Source organism: Bradyrhizobium sp. (assembly GCF_036009065.1).
Taxonomy (GTDB): domain Bacteria; phylum Pseudomonadota; class Alphaproteobacteria; order Rhizobiales; family Xanthobacteraceae; genus Bradyrhizobium.
The window spans coordinates 1-26,076 of sequence record NZ_DASYMN010000303.1; the positions used below are offsets into that span (position 1 = coordinate 1).

23 protein-coding genes and 1 pseudogene are annotated in these 26,076 nt (G+C 62.0%); 14 read left to right on the forward strand and 10 right to left on the reverse strand.

All coding sequences use genetic code 11. From position 1 onward, the window contains the following. Positions 1–600: 600 nt before the first annotated feature. A complete protein-coding gene (locus VGP39_RS18285; protein WP_327569506.1) occupies positions 601–1,131 on the forward strand; it encodes a DinB family protein in 531 nt (176 codons plus the stop codon). 306 nt (positions 1,132–1,437) lie between these two features. On the opposite strand, the gene VGP39_RS18290 is transcribed toward VGP39_RS18285, so the two are convergent. Then, positions 1,438–2,172 (reverse strand): hypothetical protein, encoded by a 735-nt coding sequence (locus VGP39_RS18290; RefSeq protein ID WP_327569507.1) that lies wholly within the window; start codon positions 2,170–2,172, stop codon positions 1,438–1,440. Positions 2,173–2,378: 206 nt separating this feature from the next. Then, entirely contained in the window at positions 2,379–2,885 is a 507-nt protein-coding gene (locus VGP39_RS18295; RefSeq protein ID WP_327569508.1) for a ferritin-like domain-containing protein, read from the reverse strand. Between the two features lie 332 nt (positions 2,886–3,217). Between VGP39_RS18295 and VGP39_RS18300 the strand changes: the two genes are divergently transcribed. After that, positions 3,218–4,285, forward strand: coding sequence for a UPF0104 family protein (locus VGP39_RS18300; RefSeq protein ID WP_327569509.1), 1,068 nt, complete (start codon positions 3,218–3,220; stop codon positions 4,283–4,285). 116 nt (positions 4,286–4,401) lie between these two features. Here VGP39_RS18300 and VGP39_RS18305 read toward each other — a convergent pair whose 3' ends face one another. Both VGP39_RS18305 and folE read right to left on the reverse strand, forming a co-directional pair. Continuing rightward, on the reverse strand, positions 4,402–5,454 hold the full coding sequence (locus VGP39_RS18305; protein WP_327569510.1) for a DUF2278 family protein: 1,053 nt from the start codon (positions 5,452–5,454) through the stop codon (positions 4,402–4,404). 265 nt (positions 5,455–5,719) lie between these two features. Beyond that, positions 5,720–6,304 (reverse strand): GTP cyclohydrolase I FolE, encoded by a 585-nt coding sequence (folE, locus tag VGP39_RS18310; RefSeq protein ID WP_327569511.1) that lies wholly within the window; start codon positions 6,302–6,304, stop codon positions 5,720–5,722. Positions 6,305–6,469: 165 nt separating this feature from the next. On the opposite strand from folE, the gene VGP39_RS18315 reads away from it, so the two are divergent. Then, complete coding sequence (locus tag VGP39_RS18315; RefSeq protein ID WP_327569512.1) at positions 6,470–6,817, forward strand: phasin; 348 nt, start codon at positions 6,470–6,472, stop codon at positions 6,815–6,817. A 151-nt stretch (positions 6,818–6,968) separates the two neighbouring features. Here VGP39_RS18315 and VGP39_RS18320 read toward each other — a convergent pair whose 3' ends face one another. The 3 genes from VGP39_RS18320 to VGP39_RS18330 form a co-directional block, all read right to left on the reverse strand. Beyond that, positions 6,969–8,498 carry an ATP-binding protein gene (locus tag VGP39_RS18320; protein WP_327569513.1) on the reverse strand — a complete coding sequence of 510 codons (1,530 nt, stop codon included), beginning with the start codon at positions 8,496–8,498 and terminating at the stop codon, positions 6,969–6,971. 169 nt (positions 8,499–8,667) lie between these two features. Next, positions 8,668–9,543: a sulfite exporter TauE/SafE family protein gene (locus VGP39_RS18325; protein WP_327569514.1), complete on the reverse strand. Its 876-nt coding sequence runs from the start codon at positions 9,541–9,543 to the stop codon at positions 8,668–8,670. A gap of 489 nt (positions 9,544–10,032) precedes the next feature. After that, positions 10,033–11,190, reverse strand: coding sequence for a glycoside hydrolase domain-containing protein (locus tag VGP39_RS18330; RefSeq protein ID WP_327569515.1), 1,158 nt, complete (start codon positions 11,188–11,190; stop codon positions 10,033–10,035). A 186-nt stretch (positions 11,191–11,376) separates the two neighbouring features. On the opposite strand from VGP39_RS18330, the gene VGP39_RS18335 reads away from it, so the two are divergent. From VGP39_RS18335 to VGP39_RS18345, 3 genes are all read left to right on the forward strand, one after another. After that, positions 11,377–13,362 (forward strand): hypothetical protein, encoded by a 1,986-nt coding sequence (locus VGP39_RS18335; protein ID WP_414644719.1) that lies wholly within the window; start codon positions 11,377–11,379, stop codon positions 13,360–13,362. A 216-nt stretch (positions 13,363–13,578) separates the two neighbouring features. Further along, complete coding sequence (locus VGP39_RS18340; protein ID WP_327569516.1) at positions 13,579–13,809, forward strand: hypothetical protein; 231 nt, start codon at positions 13,579–13,581, stop codon at positions 13,807–13,809. A 253-nt stretch (positions 13,810–14,062) separates the two neighbouring features. Next, entirely contained in the window at positions 14,063–14,386 is a 324-nt protein-coding gene (locus tag VGP39_RS18345) for a hypothetical protein (RefSeq protein WP_327569517.1), read from the forward strand. A gap of 121 nt (positions 14,387–14,507) precedes the next feature. Here the strand turns inward: VGP39_RS18345 and VGP39_RS18350 are convergent, their stop codons facing one another. Continuing rightward, on the reverse strand, positions 14,508–15,134 hold the full coding sequence (locus VGP39_RS18350) for a DUF2147 domain-containing protein (protein WP_414644722.1): 627 nt from the start codon (positions 15,132–15,134) through the stop codon (positions 14,508–14,510). Between the two features lie 264 nt (positions 15,135–15,398). Here VGP39_RS18350 and VGP39_RS18355 point away from each other — a divergent pair, with 264 nt between their 5' ends. Continuing rightward, on the forward strand, positions 15,399–16,403 hold the full coding sequence (locus tag VGP39_RS18355) for a tripartite tricarboxylate transporter substrate binding protein (protein WP_327569518.1): 1,005 nt from the start codon (positions 15,399–15,401) through the stop codon (positions 16,401–16,403). Between the two features lie 23 nt (positions 16,404–16,426). On the opposite strand, the gene VGP39_RS18360 is transcribed toward VGP39_RS18355, so the two are convergent. Together VGP39_RS18360 and VGP39_RS18365 are read right to left on the reverse strand one after the other, a co-directional pair. Further along, complete coding sequence (locus tag VGP39_RS18360; protein ID WP_327569542.1) at positions 16,427–16,660, reverse strand: hypothetical protein; 234 nt, start codon at positions 16,658–16,660, stop codon at positions 16,427–16,429. A 22-nt stretch (positions 16,661–16,682) separates the two neighbouring features. Beyond that, a pseudogene (locus VGP39_RS18365) lies at positions 16,683–16,808 on the reverse strand (cell filamentation protein Fic); the annotation flags it as partial. Positions 16,809–16,971: 163 nt separating this feature from the next. Here VGP39_RS18365 and VGP39_RS18370 point away from each other — a divergent pair. From VGP39_RS18370 to VGP39_RS18400, 7 genes are all read left to right on the forward strand, one after another. Next, positions 16,972–17,142, forward strand: coding sequence for a hypothetical protein (locus VGP39_RS18370; RefSeq protein ID WP_327569519.1), 171 nt, complete (start codon positions 16,972–16,974; stop codon positions 17,140–17,142). Between the two features lie 497 nt (positions 17,143–17,639). Further along, a complete protein-coding gene (locus VGP39_RS18375; RefSeq protein WP_327569520.1) occupies positions 17,640–18,290 on the forward strand; it encodes a hypothetical protein in 651 nt (216 codons plus the stop codon). Between the two features lie 467 nt (positions 18,291–18,757). Further along, positions 18,758–19,843, forward strand: coding sequence for a Gfo/Idh/MocA family oxidoreductase (locus VGP39_RS18380; RefSeq protein ID WP_327569521.1), 1,086 nt, complete (start codon positions 18,758–18,760; stop codon positions 19,841–19,843). A 418-nt stretch (positions 19,844–20,261) separates the two neighbouring features. Further along, entirely contained in the window at positions 20,262–21,476 is a 1,215-nt protein-coding gene (locus tag VGP39_RS18385; RefSeq protein ID WP_327569522.1) for a CHAT domain-containing protein, read from the forward strand. Further along, positions 21,389–23,104 (forward strand): hypothetical protein, encoded by a 1,716-nt coding sequence (locus VGP39_RS18390; RefSeq protein WP_327569523.1) that lies wholly within the window; start codon positions 21,389–21,391, stop codon positions 23,102–23,104. Before VGP39_RS18385 ends, VGP39_RS18390 begins: the two co-directional genes overlap by 88 nt. Before the next feature lie 232 nt (positions 23,105–23,336). Next, positions 23,337–24,458, forward strand: coding sequence for a hypothetical protein (locus tag VGP39_RS18395; RefSeq protein WP_327569524.1), 1,122 nt, complete (start codon positions 23,337–23,339; stop codon positions 24,456–24,458). Next, positions 24,445–26,067, forward strand: a complete 1,623-nt coding sequence (locus VGP39_RS18400) for a hypothetical protein (protein WP_327569525.1) — start codon at positions 24,445–24,447, stop codon at positions 26,065–26,067. The genes VGP39_RS18395 and VGP39_RS18400 overlap by 14 nt, the downstream gene beginning before the upstream one ends. Positions 26,068–26,076: the final 9 nt, after the last annotated feature.

Here is a 26,076-nt window from a genome sequence, read left to right on the forward strand (position 1 = left end):
TTAACGTACCCACCTCGCGCGGCAAGGCACCGCGCGCGCCCAAGGCTAGGCGCAGCGCCTCCCGGCGCTCCACCAACCAGGCCATCGACCGTTCCGGGGCCCCGGTCCGGCCAGCTCTCGCTCTGTCCGCTGAAGGATCGCTTCTAGAAAGCGGCCCCTCATCGGACAGGACGCGAGCAGGATAAGGCAGGTTTTGGGGTGTTGGATAGGCATACATTCACAATTTCGTGAACAGCGACTCGCAGCCTTGCGCCCGAGGCGCAGACGCTTGCGGCGCATATGCAAGAACCTCCATCGAGCGACCGTCGCGGCGACTTGCGCCGGGCGCTCTTGCCGGGATTACCTTTCGTACAGTTGTTCTGCAATCAACTTTCCCCGAGTCGTCCCCGCGCAGGCGGGGACCCATAACCCCTGGCGCTTTTGATTGCAGATGGACGATGCAACGTTGTTCCTGAACATCAACGGCACGGCGTATGGGTCGCGGGAACGACGCAGAAAATGTGCGCGGGGACGACGCAGAAAATGTGGTAACGCTCTCCGGAGCCGACGCGCATTTGAACCGCCGTCCAATCGCCGGAGAGACATTGACGGAGATGGCCGATGAAAGCCTATTTCACGCAGCGCGCCGCCCATAACCGCTGGGCCAATGCCCGGCTGTACGAGGCGGCGTTGAACTTGAGCGATGCCGACTACCGGCGCGATGTCGGCGCGTTCTTCAAGAGCATGCACGGCACGCTCAATCATCTGCTGCTCACCGACCGGCTGTGGCTGAAGCGGCTGACCGGCGAAGGCGAGCATCCGAACGAGCTCAACGCCATTATTTACGATGACCGCGGCGCGCTGGCGACCGCGCGCGCCGACGAAGACGACCGCATCGTCCGCTACGTCGCCGCGCTCGACGAAGCCGCGCTGGACGGGCTGCAAAAATACAGGACGATTTCGGGCAAGGAGTATGAACAGGGGCGAAGCGATATTCTCGCGCATTTGTTCAACCACCAGACCCATCACCGCGGCCAGGCCCATACCATCCTGTCGATTTGCACCAGGCGCCCGCCGCCCTCGCTCGATCTCTTGCTGATGCAGCGCGGCGCCGCCGCGCCGGATTTGCGGGCGATGGCGGCGCGGGGGTGACAACGGGAAGGCGTCATTCGCCACGGTTGCAACGTCCTGATCTTCTTCGAAAGCGAATCCCACGATGCGACGCTTGGTGGCCGAGGCCGAAGACGTGAAGCCTTCGACCAAGGAAGCGCCGACCTACGTTCGCTCATGTAGACTAGCAAGCACGCCGGGCAATCCGGCTGCGTGCCCCGGACGCAGCGCAGCGCTCTTGCGGTGCGCTGCAGAGCCGGAGCCCAACCAGCTTGTCGTCAGAAAGCATGCGTCCCGGTTCTGGGAAGCATCGCTTCGCGCTGCATCGTGCCCAGGACGCGCAGCGGATCAGTCCCTGCTCTCGCCGGCCGGGCGGCCGAACAGGCCTTCGAACAGGTTGGGCCGCGGCTCTTCGCGTTCGAAGGCGAGTTCGGACCGCGCAAACTGATCCGGTTCTTCCACCGGCCGCTGACGCCGGACGATGATCACCGATCGTGCCTTGCGTTCGCGCTCGGCGTTGCGCTTCTCGCGCTCGATCCGGCGCTGCTCCGCCCGGCGCTGCTCGCGTTCGGCGTTGCGCTGCTCGGATTCCTTCTGCTCGACTTGCCTGGCTTCGGCCTGTCTTGCCGGCGGCTCGATCTGCTTCGGCGCATCGGCCTGCATCTGCTTCGGCGCATCGGCCTGCTGAATCGGCTGTTCGGCCGCCTTCGAGATGTCTATCTGCCGGACCGGCTCTGCGATGCGGGCCGGCTCCGGCCTTGCCTCCACAACGGGTTTTGGCTCCGCGGCAGGTCGCGGCTCGACCGCGGCCTGCACTGGATGGCTCTCAATCTGCCGAACCGGCTCGGCGATTGGCGGAGCCACGCCAGCCTGATCCGCGCGCGGCACCGGCACCGCTTTGGCTTCGGTGACCTGCGGCGCGGCATTGGCCGGTTCCGAACGCGCCGCGCGTTCCATCCGGCTAGGACCGCTGCTGTCCTTGATGGCGGTTTTGGTGAGCACGATTCCGCCGCCGAAGCCGAGCGCCAGCGCGCCGACCACGGTTCCCACTCCAAGGAAATATGAGGGCATGGAAAAGGACATCATGGGCTCCTGTGGCTCGCCTGGAATCGAACGCCCGAATCGCGAAAGATGTTCCGTATGGACGGTGCAGCCGGATGATTTTCGCGCGCCAAAATTTAGGCAACGGTGGAACGCAAAACCCGCGCAGTTGCCCGCGCGACGCATGGAACCCGTCATTGCGAGCCAACGGGTCGCGCGAACGCGCGCCCGATGACAGGCTGTATCCGTCAGCTTGCAGCCTTGAGGTTGACCTTGCCTTCGGCCAGCGAGGTGAGCTTCTGGTCGGTGGCCTTTTCCTCGTCCAGCGTTTTTTGCAGCACGCTGGCGCAATCGTTGCGGCCGAGCTGCCGCGCCCAGGCGATCAGGCTGCCGTAACGCGCGATCTCGTAATGCTCGGTGGCCTGCGCCGCGTTGATCAAAGCGGCGTCGAGCACCTTTGTGTCTTCGACTTCGCCGGCGGTCTCGTTGGCTTCCTTGATGATGCCGTCGATCGCGGGGCACGTTACCGCCTTGATCTCGGCGCCGTGCATCTGAAACACCTGTTCCAGCCGCTGCACATGGATCTTGGTCTCATCCAGATGCGTGAGAAAGCCCTGCTTGAGCTGCTTGTCGGTAGCCTTGGCGGCCATTTTCGGCAGTGCCTTCACGAGCTGCTGCTCGGCATAATAGATGTCCTGCAACTGATGCACGAACAAGTCGTTCATGGTTTTGATATCTTTGGTAAACAGGCCCATGGCTGGGGTTCCTTGAATTTCGGGAACAAACGGCGCCGCCATGATCTAGCGCGCCCGACTGTTCGATTACGGATGTCTCGCTAACCGGCCACGGCAAAAGTTGTTCCTGGAAAATCCGACCTGTTCGCGGTGGAACACCTGACGTTTCGCTTATATGGATCACATCGAACAAGCCTCGCGCGACGTGAAGCCATGCGACAACGCACGGCACCAGCGCTTAAGACGTCAAAGTCAAGGGCTGCACAACGCGGGTTTCTTGCCTTAAGGAACTTGCTTCAAACGCGATTGGCGGCGGTCGCCCTCAATCGCCTGCGTCTCTGCCGGGAGGATGAATGCATCGGCTGCTGACCACGCTCAAGCGTGGCTTTAACGAATGGATCGGGTGGAAGCGGCTCGGGATCGCCGCGAGCCTGCTCATCATCGGCATCGCTATCACCACGCTGGTCCAAACCCTGAAGGGCGTCGACACCGGCCTGGTGCTGGTTGCGCTGGCGGAAAAGCCGCTGCTGCAGATCGGGCTCGCAGCGCTGTGCGTCGTCGCCTCGTTCTGCACGCTGACCTTCTACGATTTCTTTGCGCTGAAAACCATCGGCAAGAAACACGTGCCCTACCGGATTGCGGCGCTGTCGAGCTTCACCAGCTACGTCATCGGCCACAACGTCGGCGCCACCGTGTTCACCGGCGGCGCGATCCGCTTCCGCATCTATTCGGATTACGGACTGACCGCGATCGACGTCGCAAAAATCTGCTTTCTCTCCGGCCTGACCTTCTGGCTCGGCAATTTGTTCGTGCTCGGGATCGGGATGGCCTGGCATCCCTGGGCGGCAAGCGCCATGGACCTGCTGCCGCCGTCCGTCAACCGGCTGATCGCGCTCGGCTGCCTCGCCGGCATCGCGGCCTATCTGGTCTGGATCTTCACCGGCAAGGGACGCCGCCAACTCGGCCAGCACGGCTGGAAGGTGGTGCTGCCGTCGGCGCGGCTGACGCTGCTGCAGATCGGTATAGGCGTCGCCGATCTCGGATTTTGCGCGCTGGCGTTCTATCTGTTGATGCCGGTGCATCCCGACATCGATTTCGTCTCGGTGGCGGTGGTGTTCATCCTGGCGACGCTACTCGGCTTCGCCAGCCACGCGCCGGGCAGCCTCGGCGTGTTCGACGCCGCGATGCTGGTGGCGCTGCCGCAGTTCACCCGCGAGCATCTCGTTGCGACGCTGCTGCTCTATCGCATGCTGTATTTCGTGATCCCGTTCATGTTCGCCATCACCATCCTTGGGATGCGCGAATTATGGCTCAACGTGGTGAAGCCATGGCAGAGAGGGCGCGAGGCCGAAGCAGAGGCAGAGGCCGCGCCGCTATCCGGCACCGTGACGCAGATCGCCAAGCGCCGCGCGCGGCGCTAGGCCCGACTGAGTCGTCATTGCCGGGCTTGACCCGGCAATCCATCCTCTTCGAAAGAATCATGCGAAGATGATGGATGCGCGGGTCGAGCCCGCGCATGACGCCAGTCGGCGACGCATCACGTCTGGAACGGAATCGTTCGTCCCGGCTGCCGTGCCTGCGATTTGGTGTAGGAGACGCCGTGCACCTTGACGCCGTTATTATCCAGCAAGGTGATGATTCCTCCCTTGTTCGACAAGGCCACCGGCGCGACCACCGGCACCACCAGCGCTGCTCCCGCGGCGATCGAGCCTGAAAGCTCCATCTTGTTTTTTTGCTTGTCGGCGATCATCCAGCCCTCGAGGCTGACCGGAACATCCGCGGTATTGAGCAGCATCACCGTTTCCCGCTCCGGCGAGCGCACGTCATTGACGTAAGCCGCGATGATGCGGACGAGGCCATCGGGCGTCGACAATGGCGGGACCGTGTCGGGATCGATCGGCGTGTGCGGTTGATCCGGAAAGTCCGGGTCGGTCGGCAGGATCGGTCCGCCGTCCGTATCGCCGGAGTGCCAGGCCTGGCTCTGGAATTTTAGGAAAACAGCGGACCATTGCTGCTGGAGCGGAAATTCAAAGATCAGTCCGCCATCCTGCCAGGGCCCATTGTCCCCGAAGAACTGCCCCGGCGGGTTGCCCTGGTTCATATGAATGTCATGAATGCCCCTGCCCGGCAGGAAGCCGAAATAGTTATCCGCCTTGTCCGGTTCGGGACCCCAGGGTTCGCCGAAGGCATATACCATCGCGCTTTCATCCGCCATCGCGCGTTGCACGTAGCTGTCGAGCTTTTCGTTGAGATCGTTGTCGGCACCGGCTGCCGACATCGGAAGCGGCACGAACTCCCACGGCTGCGCCAGGTTGCCGCGAATGAAGTCCAGCGCTACGCCTCCGGGCGCCGATGCGACATCGGTTCTTCCCTGGGCAAGCCCGGACAGCGCATCGGTGATCGGATGGACGAAGCGCGATCGCGCGAGATATTGAACCTCGCTGCCGTCGCTCGACTGCACATTGACGGCGATGCGATGATGCACGCCGTTCGCTGAAATATGCACCTGGTAATGCGGCTTGTTGCCGGTCCCCAGACGATTGCCGACCGGACGTCCCTTGAGACAGGCGTAGCCTTTGGATAGCGGCATGAGATTTCACTCCGACAATGGCAGGTCATTAAAACACGGCGCCAAGCTCAATTGTCCTGGGGCTTTAGCAAACTCAAGCGCGAGCCGGCAGCTTACGCTCGATAAGCGACAGGTTTTTTGTCTGCGAGCTGAGTTTCGAAAATGAACTTGGTAAACTGACGGAAAAATGATCGTGCTCAACCGAGGATTGTCTATCGCCTTGCCGATCCTGTCAACCGGCCGACGCCGCGGCGGGCTGGCGTCGCGGCGCGCGTCAGGCCTCGCCTCAAATGTCGAGCCCCGTCATGAATTCGTGGCGCGTCGAGGCGTTGTCGCGGAATACGCCCAGCATCCGGCTGGTGACCAGCGTCACGCCGTGCTTGTGCACCCCGCGCGTGGTCATGCAGCCATGGGTGGCCTTGATGACGACGGCGACGCCCTGCGGCTGCAGCACCTTGTCGACCACGTCGGCGATCTGCGTGGTCAGGCGCTCCTGGATTTGCAAGCGCTTGGCGTAGGCGTCCACCACGCGCGCCAGCTTGGAGATTCCCACCACGCGGCCGTTCGGCAGGTAGCCGACATGGGCAAATCCGGTAATCGGCGCGAGATGATGCTCGCAAAACGACTCGAACGGGATGTCGCGCAGCGTGACGATTTCATCGTAGCCGCCGGTTTCATCGAAGGTCCGCCGCAGCAGCGCTTCGGGGTCTTCGCCATAGCCCTTGAACCACTCCTTGTAGGCGCGCGCCACCCGCGCCGGCGTATCCTTCAAACCCTGGCGGTCCGGATCGTCCCCCGCCCATGACAACAGCGTTCGCACGGCCTGTTCGGCCTGCGTCTTGGACGGCTTGAGCTTGTGGATCTTGCCCATCTGGAATTCACTTTCACGCGGAAGAGGAACGCGGGCCGGAGGCTACCATGGCCGCGCGCCGGGCGGATAGACGCAGGGCCCGGGCGGCGCCGATGCGGAACAAGGGGTTGCCGCGATCATTTTAGTAGGAGTAGCGTAGGCGGCACATGATTGGAGGATGACGCCATGTTGCAGCCCAAATTGGAAGTCCCGGCCGAATTGCGCGATCTGACGGAAAAGGCCATCGAGCAGACCGAACAGGCGTTCCGGATGTTCTTTGACGCCGCCAACAAATCGATCGCGGCAGTGCCCGGGCCGACCGCGACGATATCGAAGCAGGCGCTGTCCTTTACCGAACAGAACATGAAGGCGGCGTTCGAGCACGCCCGCAAGCTGGTTCAGGCCACCGACCTGCAGCAGGCGATGCAGATTCAGTCGGAGTTCCTGAGAAGCCAGTTTACCAATGCCGGCGAACACATGCGGCAAATGACCGGCGGCATGATGTCGGGAGACATGTCGGGCGGCAAGAAGTAATGATCGTGTCCCGGGCGCGATGCAGCGCGTAGCGCTGCTTCGCAGAACCGGGACCCATGCTTAACAAGCGCCGCGGCACGTGAATGGGCCCCGACTCTGCAGCGCACCGCTCCGCAAGTGCTGCGCTGCGCTGCGTCCGGGGCACGCAACGTTACTGTTCCCGCCACCGCGCCGTTACCTTCGCCAGCGCCTGGCTCAATTCGTGAATTTCATACGGCTTCCTCAAGATCTGGAAGCCCAGCGACACTTTGCGCAGCGTATCGCTGTATCCGGTCGTCAGCAGGATCGGGAGCCGCGGGTATTTTTCGCGGATGGCCTGCGCCAGCGCCAGACCATCCATCCTGCCCGGCATGACGATGTCGCTGAAAACCAGGTCGATGCCGTCGGCGTCGATCTCGGCCAGCGCCTCCTCGGCATTGCAAACCCAGCGCACCGCGTAGCCCAGTTGTTCGAGCAGTCCGGTGCTTGCCGCGGCCACGTCCGGATTATCCTCCACCAGAAGGATGGTGCCGCTGCCGGAAGACTCAGCGCCGGGACTCCTCGCCGGTAGGATTCCGGATTTATCGCGCGGCAGCGAGAGGGTGACGGTGGTGCCCTTGCCCAGTTCGCTGGCGACCGCAACCAGGCCGCCGGCCTGATAGGCAAAGCCGTGCACCTGGGAAAGGCCGAGGCCTGTGCCCTTGCCGACCGGCTTGGTCGTAAAGAACGGGTCGAACACTTTCTGCAAGACGTCCGGCGGAATCCCGGTACCGGTGTCTGACACGCGGATCGCCACGAAGTCTCCCTTGTGCGCTTCGTCGTCCAGCCTGACGTTCTCGGCGCTGATGCTGATCGCGCCGCCGTCGAGCATGGCGTCCCTTGCGTTGATGGTAAGGTTGATCAAAGCGGTTTCAAGCTCGGAGACGTCGACCCTGATCGGCCACACATCGTTCTTCACTTCGGTGGTGAGTTGAATGCTACCGCCTACGCCCGTTTTCAAAACCTCACGCACGGCGTCGATGCGTTCTTTCAAGCTGACGGTCTGCGGATTGACGTTCTGCCGCCGGGCAAAGGTCAGCAACTGGCTGGTCAGGCCAGCTCCCCGCCTCGCCGCCGATTCGATCGCTTCGACGGCGCGCCGGGATTTTTCGTCGCCGGCATATTTCTTCAGGACCTGGGCGCTGCCGCCGATCACCATCAGCAGGTTGTTGAAGTCATGGGCGACGCCGCCGGTCAATTGCCCCAGCGCATCGAGCTTCTGGGATTCGGCGAGCTGTTTCTGCACGCGCTCCAGCTTGAGCGCGGCCTCGCGGCGCTCGGTGATGTCCCGCGTGATCTTGGCAAAGCCGATCAGCCGGCCGTCCTCCTTGATGGCGTCGATGACGACGCTGGCCCAGAAGAAAGTGCCGTCCTTGCGGACGCGCCAGCCTTCCTCTTCGTAGCGGCCGTGCTCCCTGGCGATGCCGAGGGCGCGCGCGGGCTTGCCGTTGCTCTGGTCGGCCGGGGTGTAAAACCGCGAAAAATGCTGCCCGACGATTTCCCGCGGCAGGTAGCCTTTGATGCGCTGCCCGCCGATGTTCCAGCTGGTCACAACGCCTGCGGGGTCGAGCATATAGAGCGCGTAGTCGGCAACGCCCTCGACCAGCAGCCGAAAACTGCGCTCGCTCTCGAAAAGATCCTGGTCTTGCTTAAGCTTGGCCATCTGCATCCAAACCGGAAGAAACGTTCTTACGCGTAAACGGTTCCCAAAAAAGACGAAGCCCCCAGGGAGGGGGCCGCGCCGCGAATATTGTTGATTTTCAACAGCTTTACAAGCGTTGCGATCAATCAAGTTGCGCGACGCCCTGGCCTGTTGACGTCATCGTCGCAGTTCAACCGGTGTCGCAGGCCGCGCGTCTTGCGGCCGCTTTCTGTCCCGTGAAAAACACGTACAATAAATAGCAGTCGATCAGAATGGTGATCGCCATGACGCTGTAGGCCCACGGGCTTTCCATCAGATCGAGCTCGATCAGCACCCGCGACAGGCCGAAGCCGACCACCCATGCATCGAAGCTCATGCAGATCCGGCGAAACGTCTCGGCATCCAGCCGCCGGATCAGATAGGCGCCGAGCGGGATGCCAACTATGACGCTCGGAATGAACACCAGCAGCAGGCTGGCGCTTTCGGCGATGAACAGGCCGAGTTGGTAATACACCAGCGCGGTCACGCTCGACTCGGCGACGCGGACCAGTGCCAGGCCGGCGCGAAACTCGTTTTTGACCAGGCCCTGGTTGTTGAACAGGATCGCCAGCGGAGGTCCCGAGATCGTCGTCACCGAATACAGGATTCCGAGCCCGGTTCCGAATGGCAGACCGATCAGCCATGTCGATTGAACCGGCCTGCGCCAGCCCGCTGCCTGCACCAGGATGAGGGGCAGGATGACGATGTAGGTGCCGAGCTTGATCCAGCCGGGTTGCAGCGAGGCCAGAACCGCGGCGCCGATCGCGATCCCGGGCAAGAGCCCGATCAGGATCGGAAGCACCCGCTTCCATACCGCCGGAACGCCGTCCCGATTGATGAACAGGACATACAGATTAAGGAACACTTCGATCAGGACGACGGCCGGATTGAGCACTCGATTGGCGTAAAACACCAGCGCGAGCGGGACCGTGAGCGACGAAAATCCATAACCGATGGCGCCATTTACAAAGGCCGCAAACAAAGCGACCCCGCCAAGAACGATCAAGGCGGTGTCAAGGGCAGGCATTGTCGGTTTCTCCCAATTGCGGCAGGCAGCGCGCCAGCACTATAGCTCAACGGCTCGCCGCGCAGGAAGCCGCGCTTGGTACCCCGGACGCAGCGCCCTAAGCGCGTTTACGCGCGTCTTCGACGCGCTATGGCGCCGCTCTTCGCGGCGTGGTGCGCTGCTGAGCCGCGGCCATAACACAAAAGACTTCGTGATGCGCGGGCTTGACCCATCTCCGGGGCTGAAGCCCCTTCGGCAATGCGTAGGCCTGCGCATCCATCTATTCTCAAAGGATTTCTGTGAAGACGATGGATCGCCGGGTCATCACTTCGTTGTGAGGGCCTCGCCGGGCCGGCCATCGGGCGGCCTTAAACTACGGCAATCGTTCAGCGTCATGATGCAGTTGGATCGTGCACCAGCCACAGCGCTGCTCCGTAACCGCAGGTACGCGCCTCTTCGGACGCACTACGGTAGCGCGATGGAGTCGACGCGACGGGCCCGAATCCGCTATTACTGAGTGCAGTGCGTCCTTGGTCGTTCACTATTATTTACCCAAATCGGGCGCTTCGCGGACAGATCCTTCACCTTCATCCACCCATCGGGATTGCCATCTTCGTCGCAATCGACTCGAACCAATGTCCTCGGTGTATTCATTTCGAACGTTCGGACGGTAATACCGAACGTCGTGGTACAGGCCGGCTTTGGTACGGATTGACCCGCATCATTGAAAACCACAGGGCGCCCCTCACATACAAAGCGCCGCGGACCGTGAACCGCAACGTTCCGCGCATTCGGAATGACGAACGAACCGCTTCTGTTCCAGAATCCAGCATCCGTGGTGTTCGGGTTCTGCATGTTGGTGTCGAGCGGCACTTGCTGACCGGCGACGGACCAGCTGATGTTGACCTTTGTTTGCAATAAATCCCAGTGCTTAACGTTGTAGGTATTGGCGCTCCCCTCGTGAGAGGAAGATGCAGTTAGCCATACATACTTGACCAGCTTTTCGCCGGCAGGGTTTTCGCCGTACAGCAAGTCGCTGATCGCACCATTGCCGTAGACACCCGTGACATATCCCGCATCTGTAACCATCTTGTTTACGATACGGAAGTATTTCAGGACATTCGCCTGTCTGTCCGGGGTGAGGTTGAAATCTACCCCGAAATAAATTGCCGTCCCGGCCGGTTGCTTGATGATTTCTCTGGCTTGCGTGACGGCAGCATAGCCGTCGAGCCTCGCATCCTCCTCGATCGTGTTTGGCCTTGCGGGGGAGATGCAATCGTTGAAGTCTTTGACGGTTTTGGGGTCGGCCATGCGCGGCCTGATATCCACCGACTTAACCCCGAGTGAAGACCTGTCGTTATCGAATTTTTCTTCCTGGCTGTGAAACTGATAGACGGAAAGGATACCGAGGCGCCCACCGTCCAGGATGGCATTAATTTCGTCCAGATTGTCGATCATGCGCTTTCCACGCCACTGCCGGCACCGGCCGTAATATCGTCCGATCGCGAGTACCCCCAACTCGTGGAGTTTCGCGATATGCGGCTTGGTGTTCTCAGACGAGTCTATGATGGCGATGCGCGCGTCCTGAGCTTGCGCGTGCATCGAAAAAAATACGCCGAGCGTCAATGCGAACAGCGATATTGCCATGATCTCCAAACGCTTCGCCATGTTAAACCTCTTAAATGTGCGTACCTGCATGAACGCGAAAATTGATCTACTTAATAAATACAACTTACCTTTACGCGGCGACTTCGGCAATGAGCCTTCCCCGCAGTCTTCATTGAATGCCTCATCCTTTCGGAGCAGGGGGCCTTACCCTCTTATTTCCGCCCCATCTGTGCCGTCAAACGCGTCATGATCCGAATTCGCCTCATGCCCGCCGTCATCGCGGCCGCGCTGCTGTCCGGCGCGCTCGCCGCCCGGCCCGCGCATGCGCAGGCGCCTGCAGCCCCGGTGCAGATCACGCCCGCCCCGGTCCCGCAGAGCGTGACCGACGGTTCGATGCAGATTTCATGGCAGGTGCGCAACCGCTTCCGGCTGTTTCGCGAGGAGCGCGATTTCCTGCTGCACGCCGAAAGCATGCGCGGCGGCACGGTGCTGGCAGCCGAGCAAAAACTCGGGCAGCAGAGCGACGGCCGCGGCTGGGCGCGCAACATGGTGAGCCGGCTCTGCATCGACCTTTCCGGCCGCGTTAGCGAACCCTGCAACCGCGACAATGTGCGCGAAAGCTACCTGACGCCATCAGAGCATCCGGTCACCGTGCGGCTGAGCGGCGCCATTCCGGTCGGCGCCACCTGCGCCTGGTCGTTCGACGATGGCGACGGCCCGCCGCGGCAACAGACGTTCGATTGCAACGAGCCGGTCAATCTGCGCGCCCGCTACGGCAAGCCGACCGCGGCCAGCGTCGATGTTTCCGCAGGCGCCGAAGCGCCGCAGCGCGTCGCCGCCGAGATCGCCGTGCGCGACATCTTCATCGCGGGCCTCGGGGATTCCATCGCGTCAGGTGAAGGCAACCCCGACCGCGCCATCGCGCTGTCGGACGAAGGGTTCTGCTTCCGCTCCTATCTCGGCAGCGCGGCTGCGCAATATTACCGGCCGAGCCGCGCCGGCTACAAGGGCGGGCGCGCCTGCGAGGCGCCGGACACGCTGGCGAACTGGCAGCGCCAGAGCGCGCTGTGGCTCAACAATGCCTGCCACCGCTCGCTCTACAGCTACCAGACCCGCACGGCGCTGGCGCTCGCCGTGCAGTACCCGCACATCGCGGTGACCTATCTGCCGCTGGCCTGCACCGGCGCCACCATCGCCGAAGGCCTGTTTGCGGCACAACGCGCGCGGGAATGCCTGCCGGCGAAAAACGCCGCCAGTTGCGCCGGCACGGTCAACGCCCAGCTCGCCGAATTGCGCGAGGCCGTCGCCGCCGCGAAAAAGCGCCAGCCCGAGCGCAGGCTCGATCTGGTGCTGCTCTCGATCGGCGCCAATGACATCGACTTTTCAGGCCTGGTCGCCGACGTGATCGTCGACAACGCCACCGAGCGCACGCTGTTTCGCCAGAGCGGCGTGATCGGCTCGGTGCAGGATTCGCGCGCGGCGCTGGCGCGCGACCTGCCGCAGGATTTCGGCAAGCTGCGCGAGGCGCTGAAGCCGCTGGTCGGCGACCTCACGCGCGTGGTCTATGTCGCTTATGCCAATCCGACGCTGGCCGATGGCATGCCCTGCCCCGGTGGCCGCGCCGGCTTCGACATTCATCCCTCGTTCAATGCCGAGTCGCAGCGCCTCGCCATAGTATCCAACTACGTGCAGCGCGAATTCCTGCCGCAGTTGAAGGCGATCGTCACCTGCGGCGGCGGCGTGCTGTGCCGCGATCCGGCGCGCGACCGCATGACCTATGTCGATGCGCATCAGGCCGCCTTCGCCGCCCACGGATTCTGCGCCCGTGCGCAGAGCGATCCGGAATTCGACCGCGAATGCTTCTTTGCCAGCGGCGAGAGTTTCAATCCGGACATCGTCTCGGCGGCGTCGCAGCCGATGCAGTGCGGCCGCAGCGCCGGCGACTATCGCGCCTACCTGCCGCGCGCGCGCTGGATCCGCGACGCCAATGACAGCTATTTTGCGGCGATGACCTACCCGCAGGCGCTGCCCTCCTCGAGCCAGCCCGCCGACATCCACGACGCCACCTGGGGCGTGCTGTCGGCGGTCTATGGCGGCGCGGTGCACCCGACCGCCGAAGGCCACGCCGCAATGGCCGACGCCGCGGTGCCGGCCGCCGCCGCGGTGCTGCGGCTCGACGCGGTGGAGCCGGAGGCGATGATCCGGCCGCTGGAGCCGGCGGCGCAGCAGTAGGTCTCGTGTCCCGGACGCGATGCGGCATTCTTCATGCCGCTTCGCAGAGCCGGGACCCCGGTTTTCAAGTCGCAAGCAATCGGGGCCCCGGCTCTGCAGCGCACCGCTTCGCAAGTGCTACGCGCTGCGCTGCGTCCGGGGCACGAGAGCGGAGACTCGGATTCTTCCCCGCCCCGCCCTATATCAACTCCGTCGTCATGTGTTGGAGTTGCGGCAATGGACAGGCGCCCGCGCGATCTGGCGGACAGGATGTCAGGGCGGCGCAAGCCGGACGACGGTTTTGTGCGCGAGACCTTTACGCTGCCGCGGCTCGCGGCGCGCGCCAAAGCGCGCGCATTTCTCGACCGCTATCCGGCCGCCGGCTACATGAGCAAGGTCGAAAGCTGGCGCGAACTGCCGGGCGATCAAATCGAATTCACCATGCGGCGGCTGCGCAGCGCGGATTGACATCTGCCTTTCGTCATTGCGAAGAGCACTTGCGACGAAGCAATCCGGTCTGTGCCCGGGGCGCTGGATTGCTTCGCGGAGCCTGTCATCGGGCGCGCGTTCGCGCGACCCGTTGGCTCGCAATGACGGCGGGTTGCGCCGCTTCAGCCTTCGTTCATCTAAATGAAATTTTCGCAAGGCCCGCAGTTCCGCGCAACCAACGAAAACCGCACGCGTTGTCGAGGGGCGTTGAAATTCGAGGAGGATCTGAACAATGAAGAAAACTGCAATCGCCCTGGCGACCGTCGCGGCCCTCGGCGCCGCCACCGTGACGGCCCCAACCCCGGCCGAAGCGCGCGGCCGCGGCTTCGGGCCCGCGCTTGGCTTCGGCCTCGCCGCGGGCGTGATCGGCGCCGGCCTCGCGGCCAGCACCTATCCGTCGTACGCCTATGGCCCTGGCTACGGCTACTACGGCCCCGGCTATGGCTATTACGGGCCGCGCTACTATCGCCCCGCTTACTATGGCGGTCCCTACGCCTATTACGGCGGACCGCGCGTCTACCGCCACCGCTACTGGCGCCACCGGCATCATTGGTAGGACCTGATGCGAAAAGCCCGGGCACATGGCCCGGGCTTTTTAACTCGTCATGCGCCTTGGCCCGCCTGCGGGCCCAAAGCCCCTTCGGCGCGGCGAAGCCCGGCGCATCCATCCGACGAAGCTATTGCTTGGGCGCCGGCGTCGGCGCGGTCACCGGCGTCGCGCTCTTCTTGGCGGGAGCGGCCTTCGGCGCAGCAGCGGGCGGCTTCATCGCCGGCGCCTGCGCCGGCAGGTATTTTGCAATCACCGCGGGATCGAGCGTGGCGATCTCGGTGTCGGGCAGCCGGTGCCAGACCTCGTCCTTGCCGAGCAGCGAAAACCCCATATAGCCGCGCATGGTCAGTTGCTGGCCGTCGGGGCTCAGCGTCATCTTCGCCTTGTAGATTTTTCCGTCGCGCGGATCGAGCACGTTGCCGTTCTCGTATTTCAGTCCGTCGCGCTTCATGTCGCGGATGAAGGACAGCCCGAGCCAGGGCTGGTTCTTGCGGTCGTCGGTGCATTTGGTGCAGAGCTGGTTCGGGTCTTCGCCTGACTTCATGAACATCTTGGCGATCGCGCCCTCAAAAACGCCGTCGCGATCGACCACCAGGAACCAGCCATCCGGCTTGCCGTCTTCGATCTTCTGCCACAGCCCGGCGGCCGAGGGACCGGATTGCACCGCGGGCGTTGCGGCGGTCTGCGCGGCGGCGGGCGGGTGCAATGAGACAGCCATCAGCACGGCGAAAGCTGCGGCGAAGGCCGCGCGCATTCGCTGCGCAAATTCAGTTCGGGCATCACGCATAACGTTGATCCAAATCCCTTATTTCGCAACCGGCGGGTCTCATACGGAACCCATACTATGTCGATTTTGCGGGAGGAGGAAATGGGGGAGCCCGCGCACTCGTCATTGCCGGCTTGACCCGGCAATCCATCGTCTTTGAAATCGCGCGCCCGCATCCGAAGCGCCGCTGGCTATCGGCAAAACCAGTGTCATAATCCCTGCCCTGAACGAGCATTCCGAACGGAACGAGCCATGGCATTACGGCAGCGCTTCAAAAACGCCATCACCGCCGCGCTCGGCGCCACACTGCTGCTGCTCCTCGGCGCCGTCGCCTCGGCGCAGGATGCCGGCTCCTATCCCAACCGACCGGTGATCATGATCGTGCCGTTCGCGCCGGGCGGGGCTTCGGATTTCGTCGCGCGCACCATCCAGACCGGCGTCAGCGAAATCCTTCGCCAGCAGATCGTGGTCGACAACCGGCCCGGCGCCGCCGGCATGATCGGCACCGAGGTCGCGGCGCGCGCGGCGCCGGACGGCTACACCGCCTTTCTCGGCAACATCGGCACGCTGTCGATCAACCCCGGCGTCTACATAAACATGCGTATCAAGCCCGATCAGGATCTCGCGCCGGTTTCGATGTGCGCCGACACCCCGAGCATCCTGATCACCCGGCAGGACTTTCCGGCCAATAGCGTTGCCGAGCTGATCGCCTATGGGAAGGCGAACCAGGGCAAGGTCAGCTTCGCGACGCCCGGCAGCAGCACGCTGAACCGGCTGGAGATGGAAGTGTTCCGCAAGGACGCCGGGCTCGACATGGTGCACGTGCCCTACAAGGGCGGTGCGGGACCTGCGGTGCAGGACATTCTCGGCGGACATGTCGACATCATGTTCACCACCATCGCTTCCGCAATGGCGTTCGTAAAGGACAACAAGGTCAAGCCGCTCGCCGTCACCACGCGCGAGCGCATGACCGAGCTGCCCGACGTGCCGACCATGCACGAACTCGGCTGGAAGAACCTCGTCACCTCGTCCTGGCAGGGCGTGCTGGTGCCCTCAGGCACGCCGCGCCGAATCGTGGAAAAACTGCACGCCGCGATCGTCAAGGTGCTGGCCGAGCCCGCGATCCAGGCCCGCATGCGCAACGCCGGCGTGATCGCGGTCGCCAGCAAGTCGCCGGAGGAGTTCAAGGCGTACATGGACGCCGAGACCGCGAAGTGGACCAAGGTGATCCAGGACAACGGCCTGCACCCGGATTGAACCGCCGCGAAGCTGCCGCGCGATCAATCCATGTCCCGCAATTGCGCTTCCAAAAGCTGCGCTAGATATCCCTCAAGGGCGGAGAAATCCAAATTTCCTTCATGCCATGCGCGGTCCGCGGCACGCAGACCCTCGACGTATCCCTGACGGTTTTCCCGGATGCGTTCCGATACAATTTTTGGCCCCGGCAACAATCCTCCAAATCTGGCGCAAAGCAGATAATAGCAGGCGGCGCGCGGTACGGCCGATTCCTGCAATGAAAGGATGGATCCAGTTCAATCGCCAGAGCCCATAGGCCGCAATTTCTGTGGCGGTCCAATTGAACCAGTTCTCATGGATGGTCGATATGAACCGATCCATCAACTTTGGTACTTCCTTGAAGTACGGCAGAAGATGATCGCCCACATAAACGGGCTCTTCGCGGAAGGGACCGCCGAACTGAGAATATTTGCCACGGCGACGTGGTTCAGAGCCCAAACAGTGTATTTGTCAAACGCGGTGTGGCCTTGTTTAAGGCCGATCTCAATGCAGTTGGTCAGCAGGCGTATTGCCGGGAAAGGTTCTTTTCGTGCACGAGTTTGTAAAGCTGACGATCATCGCCCTCGAGGACAATCATAAAAAAGAGCCGGCGCAGCGCGCTTTTTTCTACTTATCTGGTGCGGGTCGCATTGAAATGCGGTTTGCGGCCGATCGAGCCGTTTCGTTGGTGATGCCCAACTTTTCGGGCGCGTTGCCATAAATGAAGCTGATGCGCTGCTCGAACAGCTCCTCTTCGGTCACACCTGTCTCGCGCGCCTGTTGCAAAAGGCGGTCCAGTTCAGAGCGCGCGGCAGCCGGCGTTAAGGTAGATTTTCAGATCGCCACGTCTGATCCTCGCGTTCCTGTCAGGTTACCCCAGCCATTCGTTGTGAGGATAACGAGACGCGGGCAGGTGATACCCGCAGCAAAGATATTTTGCTATGGCTGTTTGCTCGCCTTGGTAGATTTTATTTCAGGTTCTACAATTTGTACCCATCAGGCGATTGGCGCCAGTTCGCGCTGGCCGGGATCTTGCGGCAATGGAAAGCGGTGATCGACGAAATCAGCATCACGGCGGAGTGAGGCGCAAAAACCGTCCCCCGGACGCAGCGCAGCGCGCAGCTCTTCACGGAGCGGTGCGCTGTTGAGCTGGGGCCGTAACGAACTCCGGCCTTGCGGCCTTGGAACTTGAGGGGGTAGTGTTGGAGGAAATTTAATGTGGTCGTCTCATTCGCCAGATTAGAAAGCCGGCAAATCCTATTAAGGCCCGTCGGTGCCGATACCACCAAAATCATGGCGATCCAGATTAACAGGAAATCTTCCTTGGCTCCCGTTGAACCTTCCCTGTTGGAATGGGCTGAGTATTGGTATCCTATTTCATGGAAAGGGGTGTTGGCTGCGGGCGTTCTTACCGCGTTGGGGGCTTGCCTAACGATTGCGTTCTTACTGTTGCAATGGCGAACGACAACCCTTCGCGAAGAGCATACCGAATGGAGAACCGCCAGCCTTGAGCTAGAGACAGCTAAGGCGAAGGCCGAACTCGGAACTGCACAAGCAGATATTGCCAAAGCCAACGCTGAGATCGCGACCGCGCACGAACGCACTGCTGAATTTGATGCGCGGACGAAAGAGGCTGAACTAAAGTTGGAAGAATTGCGGAGGCAGGTGCAGCCGCGTTTTTTAACGCCTAATTTCGCCTCGGCTCTAGTCGGCCACCCCAAGGCCCATGTTAAAATCTCATATGTACGAGACGCCGCCGATGGATACACTTTTGGCGGGCAGATATATGCAACCCTCCTTATCGAAGGATGTCAGTTGAATTGCCGGAACCCATTCCGGCCACTCCCTCCACCGAAGATCGCTTTATGATGAGCTTTCCTACGGCGATGGCTGTTGGCGGGCAACCGTCCGGTGTGACAGTCGTCACCCGTGGACCGCTCCACGACAATGCTAAGCCGGGATTTGTGGATGATCCAACTGCAGCGGGGACACTGGCTCGCGCATTTCTTACTTGCTTACCTGGCGTTGCCGTCGGACTAGACCAAACTTTGCCCGCAGATACCCTCCGCGTCGTTGTAGCTCCAAAACCATAAATTGAGACGTCGGCCATCAAAATTCTTGTGGCGTTTGCGCCCTAACGGCTCCGGCGTCGGTACGGTCCCGGCTCTGCGGAGCGGCATGAAGAATGCCGCACCGCGTCCCGGACACGGGGTCCCTCACCTCGTCATTGCCGGGCTTGACCCGGCAATCCATCCGTTGCGAAAGAGGCTTGCGAAGAGGATGGATACGCGGGTCAAGCCCGCGTATGACGAACTCGAAAACAGGAAGGCCCCAGCGTGCAACAGGTCGAAGTCGCGGTGATTGGAACGGGCTGGTGCGGCGGCATACGCGCGGAAACGCTGGCGCGGTCCTCGCTCGTGGACAGACTGCACATCTGCGAAATCAGGCCCGACCGCCTTGCCGAGGTGAAGGCGCTCACCAACGCGGCGACCGCGACATCAGATTATCTGGACATCGTCAGCAACGACCGCATCAAGGTGGTGTATATCTCGACCACGCCGGAATCCAACCATTATCCGATCGCGCGCGATTGCCTCAAAGCCGGCAAGCATGTGCTGCTGGAAAAGCCGATCGCGCTCGAACTGTTCGAGGCGGATGAACTGATCGAGATCGCCAAGCGCGGCAATCTCAAATTCACCATCGGCTATTCACAGCGCTTCAATCCCCGCCTCGCTTACGCCAAGAAGAAGATCGCCGACGGCACGCTCGGCAAACCCGTGTCGGTGATGGTGAGCCGGCATCTGTCGCGCGGCCTCGGCAAGAAGATTGCCAGCCGCGGCCGGCTGTCGCCGGCGGCGATGGAATCCACGCACGATCTGGATTTCGTGTTCTGGCTGCTGGAGCCGGCAAAGCCGGTGCGGGTGTATTCGCAGGGCGCCTACGGCTATATGAAAGAGGTCAACGGCTCCTATGACATCATGTGGAGCACGGTGACCATGGACACCGGCGTGCTGGTGTCGATCGGCGGCGGCTGGAACCTGCCGCCGAGCTATCCGAACTACTGCGCCACCACGATCGAGATCACCGGCACCGAAGGCTCGCTATTCCTCGACGACACCCAGCGCGCCAACTGGCTCAACACCTTAAAAGACGGCACGCAATATCCGATGTCGACCATGCCGGGCGAATGGGTCGATCACGTCTATGCCGGGCAGATGGCGCCCGAGACCATGCACTTCCTGGAATGCGTGCTGCGCGACATCGCGCCGATGGTGTCGCCGCAAAGCGCGCGAAGGGTGATGGAAACCTATCTTGCCGCCGACCTGTCCGCCGAATCCGGCGAGCCCGTCACCCTGCCGCTCAACAACGCGGCGCTGTCGGCGGTGCAGGAGCTGTACAGGAAATTCCGAACTCCGGTGTAGCGGGCCGACGCTGCCGTCTGGGTTCGTAGATGAGGTAAAGAGCCCTGCTGGCCGGCGATGCATTTCGATACTCGGCAGAGGCTGCAATTGACGCGTTTGGAAACACTTTCGTATCGCGCGCTAACGGCGGGCTGAAAGCCTGAACTTCAAACTGGCCACTGTACGCCAGTGTGGCTTACCTATCCTCAGAAGCGGGGCTCGGCGCGGTTCCAGGGTCGGACGCACAAGCCAGATTCAGACGGGGGCGCTTGCAATTGTGTTGCGCGCACAGCCTGTAGTGGTACAATTCTATCATTGCAGAAGCGGTGACCGCGCTCATTTCACGCCAGCGATCGGGACCGGGCCAGGGGCCACAGCAGTGACAAATGAGAGGCATGTCCTCAAGCTAACCATCGAAGAGAGCCCCGCCGGCTGCCGTGTGCTGGCCGAGTTCAATTCCAAGGAGCGCGAGGCCGAAGTCGGCAAGCTGCCCGCTGACTTCCGCGACAAGCTGGACAAGCTGCAAGACGAGATTCTTCAGAGCGCGGTAGCACGCAGCGCCGAGGCACCGCTACGTCTGCAACACGAGAACATCCCGGCGGCGGCCGCGGCCGATGATGCCGGCCCAAGACTTCGTGCGGCCGCGGGAGCTCTGGCTGCGGCCGCAGGAGCTCTGACCGCCGGCGCCGACGAGATCAGCGTGAAGCAGGTCGGCCGCCAGCTGTTCGATTTCATTTTTCAAGGACGCGTGCTGGAACTCTACAAGGAATGCTATACGAGCACCAGAAAAGTCCTCAAGCAGCCGTTGTCGATTCGACTGCGGGTCACGCATCCCGGGCTGTCCTACGTGCCTTGGGAGACGCTGTTTGACCAGGTGAACGGGTTTTACGTGACGGTCTCGCAAGACACCCCGTTCATGCGAGCACTCGAAGCCGACGATGACGACACCCCGCTGGGCGGGGGCAGTCCAATTCGAATATTGGGCATGGCCGCGCGTGCCAAGGTTCTCAGCGGAATTGCGCTGGATTCGATCGACGTGGATGCCGAGCAGGTGGCCATCAAGAATGCGTTGGGAGCGCTCGACGACGGCAAAAGGGTAAAATTGTGCTGGATACCTTCGGCAAAGGGGCGGGATCTCACCCGGAGGTTCATAAAGGGCGATGATGGCAAGCGGTGGGACATTTTTCATTTCATCGGGCACGGCGGCCACAGGCTCGGGGAAGAGAAGGGATTTATCGTCGTGCAGGAAGACGGCGGACCGGCGGGGATAGAGCTTTATGCGGACGATCTGCGACAGATTGTCTGTCAGTTCGAAAGGACTCCGAACCTCGTCATTCTTAATTCATGCAGTGGAGCGAAATCCGAGCCGGGCATGCTTTTTTCCAGCGTCGCTGAAGAGCTGATCCGGGGCGGCGTTCCTGCCGTGATCGCCATGCAGTTCGAGATCAGCGACAATATGGGCATCGCATTCAGCAATGCGTTCTACACCTATCTTGTCGACAGCCGGTCCATTCAGGCGGCGCTTGCCCACACCCGGCTTGAACTGAAGGCGAGCCGCTCCGCCGAATGGATTTCGCCGGTCCTCTACATGCGGGGTCTCAACGGCGAAATCTTCATAGATACCGGGGTCGGCGTGGTGGACGCACCTCAATGAGCAACTTCCAGTATCTCACCGCCACCGGTTTCGGCGCGGTTGCCGTTATGATCGTCAGCGTGCTGGATTTCCACGTACCCTACAGGATTTCCGAGATCCGCAATGCGGTGTTGCGGGAACGATACTATTTTGCGCTGCTGGTTTACGCGACGATTGCCGTGTTGTTCTATCTGCTGGTGCTGAACTTTGTCGCGGTGCTCTACCTGATATGGATGCCGGGTCAGGACCTGTTCGCCACGGCGGCGCTTGCGGTACCAGCGGCGATTGTCGCGGTGTTCGCCATTCCTCACCTGCCACTGTGCCGCAATGTAGCCGGCGCCGTCCGCACGGCGATGCAATCGCTCGCCCGTTATCCGCAGACGGTGGAAACCGTGACCGCCATCATCTCGCGGTCGCCGCTTAAAATCTCTCACCGTGCGGTCGCCGAAGTAACGGGCGAACTCGAACGGTATGGCGTTTCGCCGCGTTTGATCGAGGATGCCCTCGCCAGCAACAACAAGGTGCTTGCGGTCGGAGCGGCGACAATGATCCAGCAGATCTGTTCGCTGCACATCAGCTTTAGCGACTTGCGCGGCGATCGGCGCTTCGAACGGTTTTTTGCGCTTCGGAAAGCGGTTTTTGACGATCTGGAAAAGCATTACCGGCGGGTTTTGCGGCGATCGGCGCGGGCGCTTCTCATAGCCGACGATATCTCGCCGTCCAGTATGGGATCAGGCGAGCTGGCGCTGGAGGTCTCCGACTTCATTGCGCAGGAATGCGAACATTTGCGCGAGAAATACCAGCGGCTGCTGGCGGAAGCAGCCATATCGGGAGTAAACAGCCGCAGCGCCCGAACCGAATTGATCGCGAACTTCGGATATAAAATCGACCTCCTCAGTCCCTTGCCGCTTTGGCCGCTTGTCGTGATCTTTGCCGTTGACGTCGCAACCTCCGTCGTACCGATCTTTTTCATGCCCAACACCGACCCGCACTTCAAGGTGAGTACGTGGACTGCAACGCAGGCTGCGCTGGCGCATGGCATCGGACTTACGCTGTCGGTGCTGCTTGCCGTATTCCCGAAGGCATCGACCAACTTCGCCCGGCCCTCGCTGTTCGCGTTGCCCTGGCCCTCCTACGTATTTTTCGGCCTGGTCTCCTACCTGGTCGGAAATGCAGGGCTGTATTTGACCTATAGCACGCTTGACCTTGGTCCCGGCTGGCCGGCGCACAGTCATCCGTTGGCTACCAGTTCGCTGTTTGCCGGAGTTTTCCTTGTCAATACCGTCGTTCTCAGCATTCTGCTCGACGTGCGGCTGCGCAGCGCGTCGCTGGACTATGGCACGGGCCGTCTGCTCGACGGCATTACCCTCGCCGTGGTCATGACATCGCTGATGGTCATCTTCGTGTTCGGCTTCCTCGCGCTGCTGGATTGGTTCAAGATGTCGTCGCCAGACCTCAAATGGTACGTCTACGCGCTCAGCATTTTCGGTTTCGGGATCCTCGGCTTCGTCATGGGTTATCTGGTGCCTTCGACGGCGCAGGCCTATCTGGAAGCAAATAAACGGGCCCGGCAATGGACGGAAAAGCACGGAATGTCGATCGGCTGGGCAACAGGGCGCAGTCACTCCGAGGTACCGGTCATTTCCTGATATATTGTCGTTCGGATTTTCATCAGCCGCTTTTTTTGCCTAACGGTTTGGCTTTATCGAATTGGAACTTCGGGTCGGATATGCCAGTTTTTTGGGTCAATCCATTGCATGTGATGTGACGCTCATGGCGACAAACCAGGCGGCGATTTTTCCGGCTCCCGATGATTATGCGGTTGTCGTCGGCATCAATCGCTACCGCAGCGACCAGGGTATAGGGCAGCTCAACGGGGCGGTGAACGATGCCGTGCTGTTTCGCGAGTGGCTGATCGACCCCGATGGCGGCGGTCTTGATCCGGCGCACGTCGCGCTGTTCACCTCGCCCGAGGATGGTTCCTTCGCCCCGAGCCGGGACGTCATCGAAGACCAGATCCTCCAGACCTTCTATCAGAAGAGGGATGAGGGCGTGCGCCCGGTTGGCCGCAGGCTGTACCTGTTCATGGCCGGCCATGGGGTCGCCCCCGCCGACGGCGACGACTGCAGCCTGATCGCGGCGAATTCCTTTCTCAATTCCCTGCGCGTGCTGAGCGGCAGGATGGCGGCGGATCGCATCCGCAAGCAGCCGATGTTTCAGGAGGTGGTGCTTTTCATGGCCTGTTGCCGCGACGTGGGCGTCAATGCCAGCGTTTATTGCAACCTGCCGCCGCCGGGTGAGACGCTGAACAAGAAATCCACGTATCTACACGGCCTTGCCGTGAAGTGGGACAAGAAGGCGCTGGAACAGGAGCTTCCGCATCCAACCGATCCGAAAAACAAACCAAAGCTCTGGCAAAGCGTATTCTCGTATGCGTTGCTGCAGGGCCTCAGGTCGGCTTTCGACGACGACGGACAGATCACGTCGCTATCGCTGAAGCGCATTGTCAAGGAACACGTCATGCGTCTGCTTCCGCCGGACAACAACACGCCGCCGGAGTTTTTCCTGGATGAGGACAACCTGATCGTATTCAAGTCCAGGCCGTCGGCGGCGCCGGTTGCCGGACGCGTCGCATCACCGCCGCCCCCTCCGGGCGGCCCGCCTCCGGCAGTGGCCGGAGCAGAACCGGCTGCCGCATTGGAGCGCGCGCTCCCGCGGACGCGGGGCGGTGGACGTCTCCGCCGTTCCGTCGCGCCCGCGCAACCCGCCGTTGCCCCGCCGCCGGCAGGTCTGACCCCGGTCAACATCACCCTGTCTGGAGGTGCCACCGTCTTCGAAACGCTCGACGGCGAAACGCTTGCGGCGCTCAATCCTCCCGTGGAGACCGTCGCGGCCGCTACGTTCAGGGTGTTTCTCAAGCCAAGCCTTTACGCGTTCCGCGTCCCGGGCCGGGAAGCCAAGCCGGTATCCGTGCTGGGGGAGGCCATCAGTGTCGAACTCTGAAGAGAAGTTACGGCTGCGAATCAAGCCGGCGACGCCGCTCACCGAGATTTTCCTGACGGACAGCCGATTTCGCAAAATTCCGCTGGCAACCAACTCCGGCGAAATCGAAATCGAGTTGGCGCGCGGCGTCTACCAGGTCGGATTTCGCGATGGAAAATCGGTCGAGCAGAAGCTGGTCGTTCTTTCGCCCGAGCAGGCCAGCCCCGTCGTGGTGACTGCCACGGCGCGGCCACTGTCGGCGGTCGATGTAGAGGATGCCGCTGAAGACGCGGCTTCGCGGGACCTGGCCTCGCTGACCGTGCGCGTTCACGATCCGCTTGATGAACCGGCGTCGGCGTCCAATCGAATCGCCGGTCTTTCATTGCTCACGCAGGACGGCGCGCCGGCAGCGCCGGGGCAGTCGTCGGTCCGCTCAAACAGCACCGATCTGGAATTCGATGTCGCTCCCGGCTACTACCGGGTGCGGCTGGAGACCGGGATCAGGGATCAGGTCTTCGAGACCCCGATTGTGGTCTGCCCGGGCTGGCGCATCCGGATAACATGCCGCTCCAGATGGTACGGCGACGAATGCCGTTGCGACTTCAGCACCGCCCAGCTGCGCATGTGCAGCGCCGGCGGCTCTTTCCATTCCAGTTTCAACCAGCGCGATCTGGAGGCGAACGCCATAGCCTCGCTTGTCGGCGGACGAACCTTGAGCGGCCAGGCATTCGGCAGCCTGTTGCGCCGCAAGTTCGAGAACCCGATGTTTGGTTTCTATGCCGGCTACCTGCTGCGCGGCAGCAATGCCGGCGAAATCGACACGCTTGCCGAGGTGGTCCAGAATCTCGCGGCGATGCTTCAGCTACCGCCGGGCCTGCTGCATCCCGATCTCGAAGCCCTCAGGCTGCGACTGAACCTGCTGCGCAACGAGCCGATCGACGACACGCTGGAGCTTCCGTTGCCTCCCATGCTGCTCGCCAGCTGGCGCACGATTTGCCAGGTTGCGGCGAATTCGAACAGGATCGTTCCCAAGGGATCGCTGGCGGATCGGATTTCGAGCGGTCTCGTCGCTGCCGGCGCTTCGATGGCGTGGAGCGCAGAACAAGTCGTTGCCGGGTCTTCCGCAGTGCAGGCGGCAGCCCCGCCTCCACAGGAGGACTTCCTTGCCAGGCGCAGCACCGCGCGCGTCGCGCGGCGCGGCATTCGCGGGATTTCTGCAGGGCACGAGTCCGCGACGACGGCGCCCCCGGCTGACAAGACCAGCGCGATTCTCACTCCGGAGCAAGGCGTCGATTTCGTTGCCGCGGCGCTGCGCCATGACCGCCTGCGCGACTGGTTCCGGATTGCTGCCGGATTAGCTGACGAGCCGCAGCCCGGCGGGACACCCCTCGTCAGCGAGGCGGAACGGGTCGTCGCCGCGGCGATTTATCCGATCGCCCCGAACGAGAAATTCCAGCGAACCATCGAGAAGATCCATTTCGCATCCGGCTCGAGGCCGTCGCTTCAGACGCCGTCCACGCTGGCCCAGCAGCTTCGGCTTCCGCTGACGACCGTCGAGCGGGCCGTCGAGGAATTTTGCGGAAAGCTGCGCCTGCAGGCACAGACGCTGGGCATCAACTTGCAGGGGTGAACGGCCATG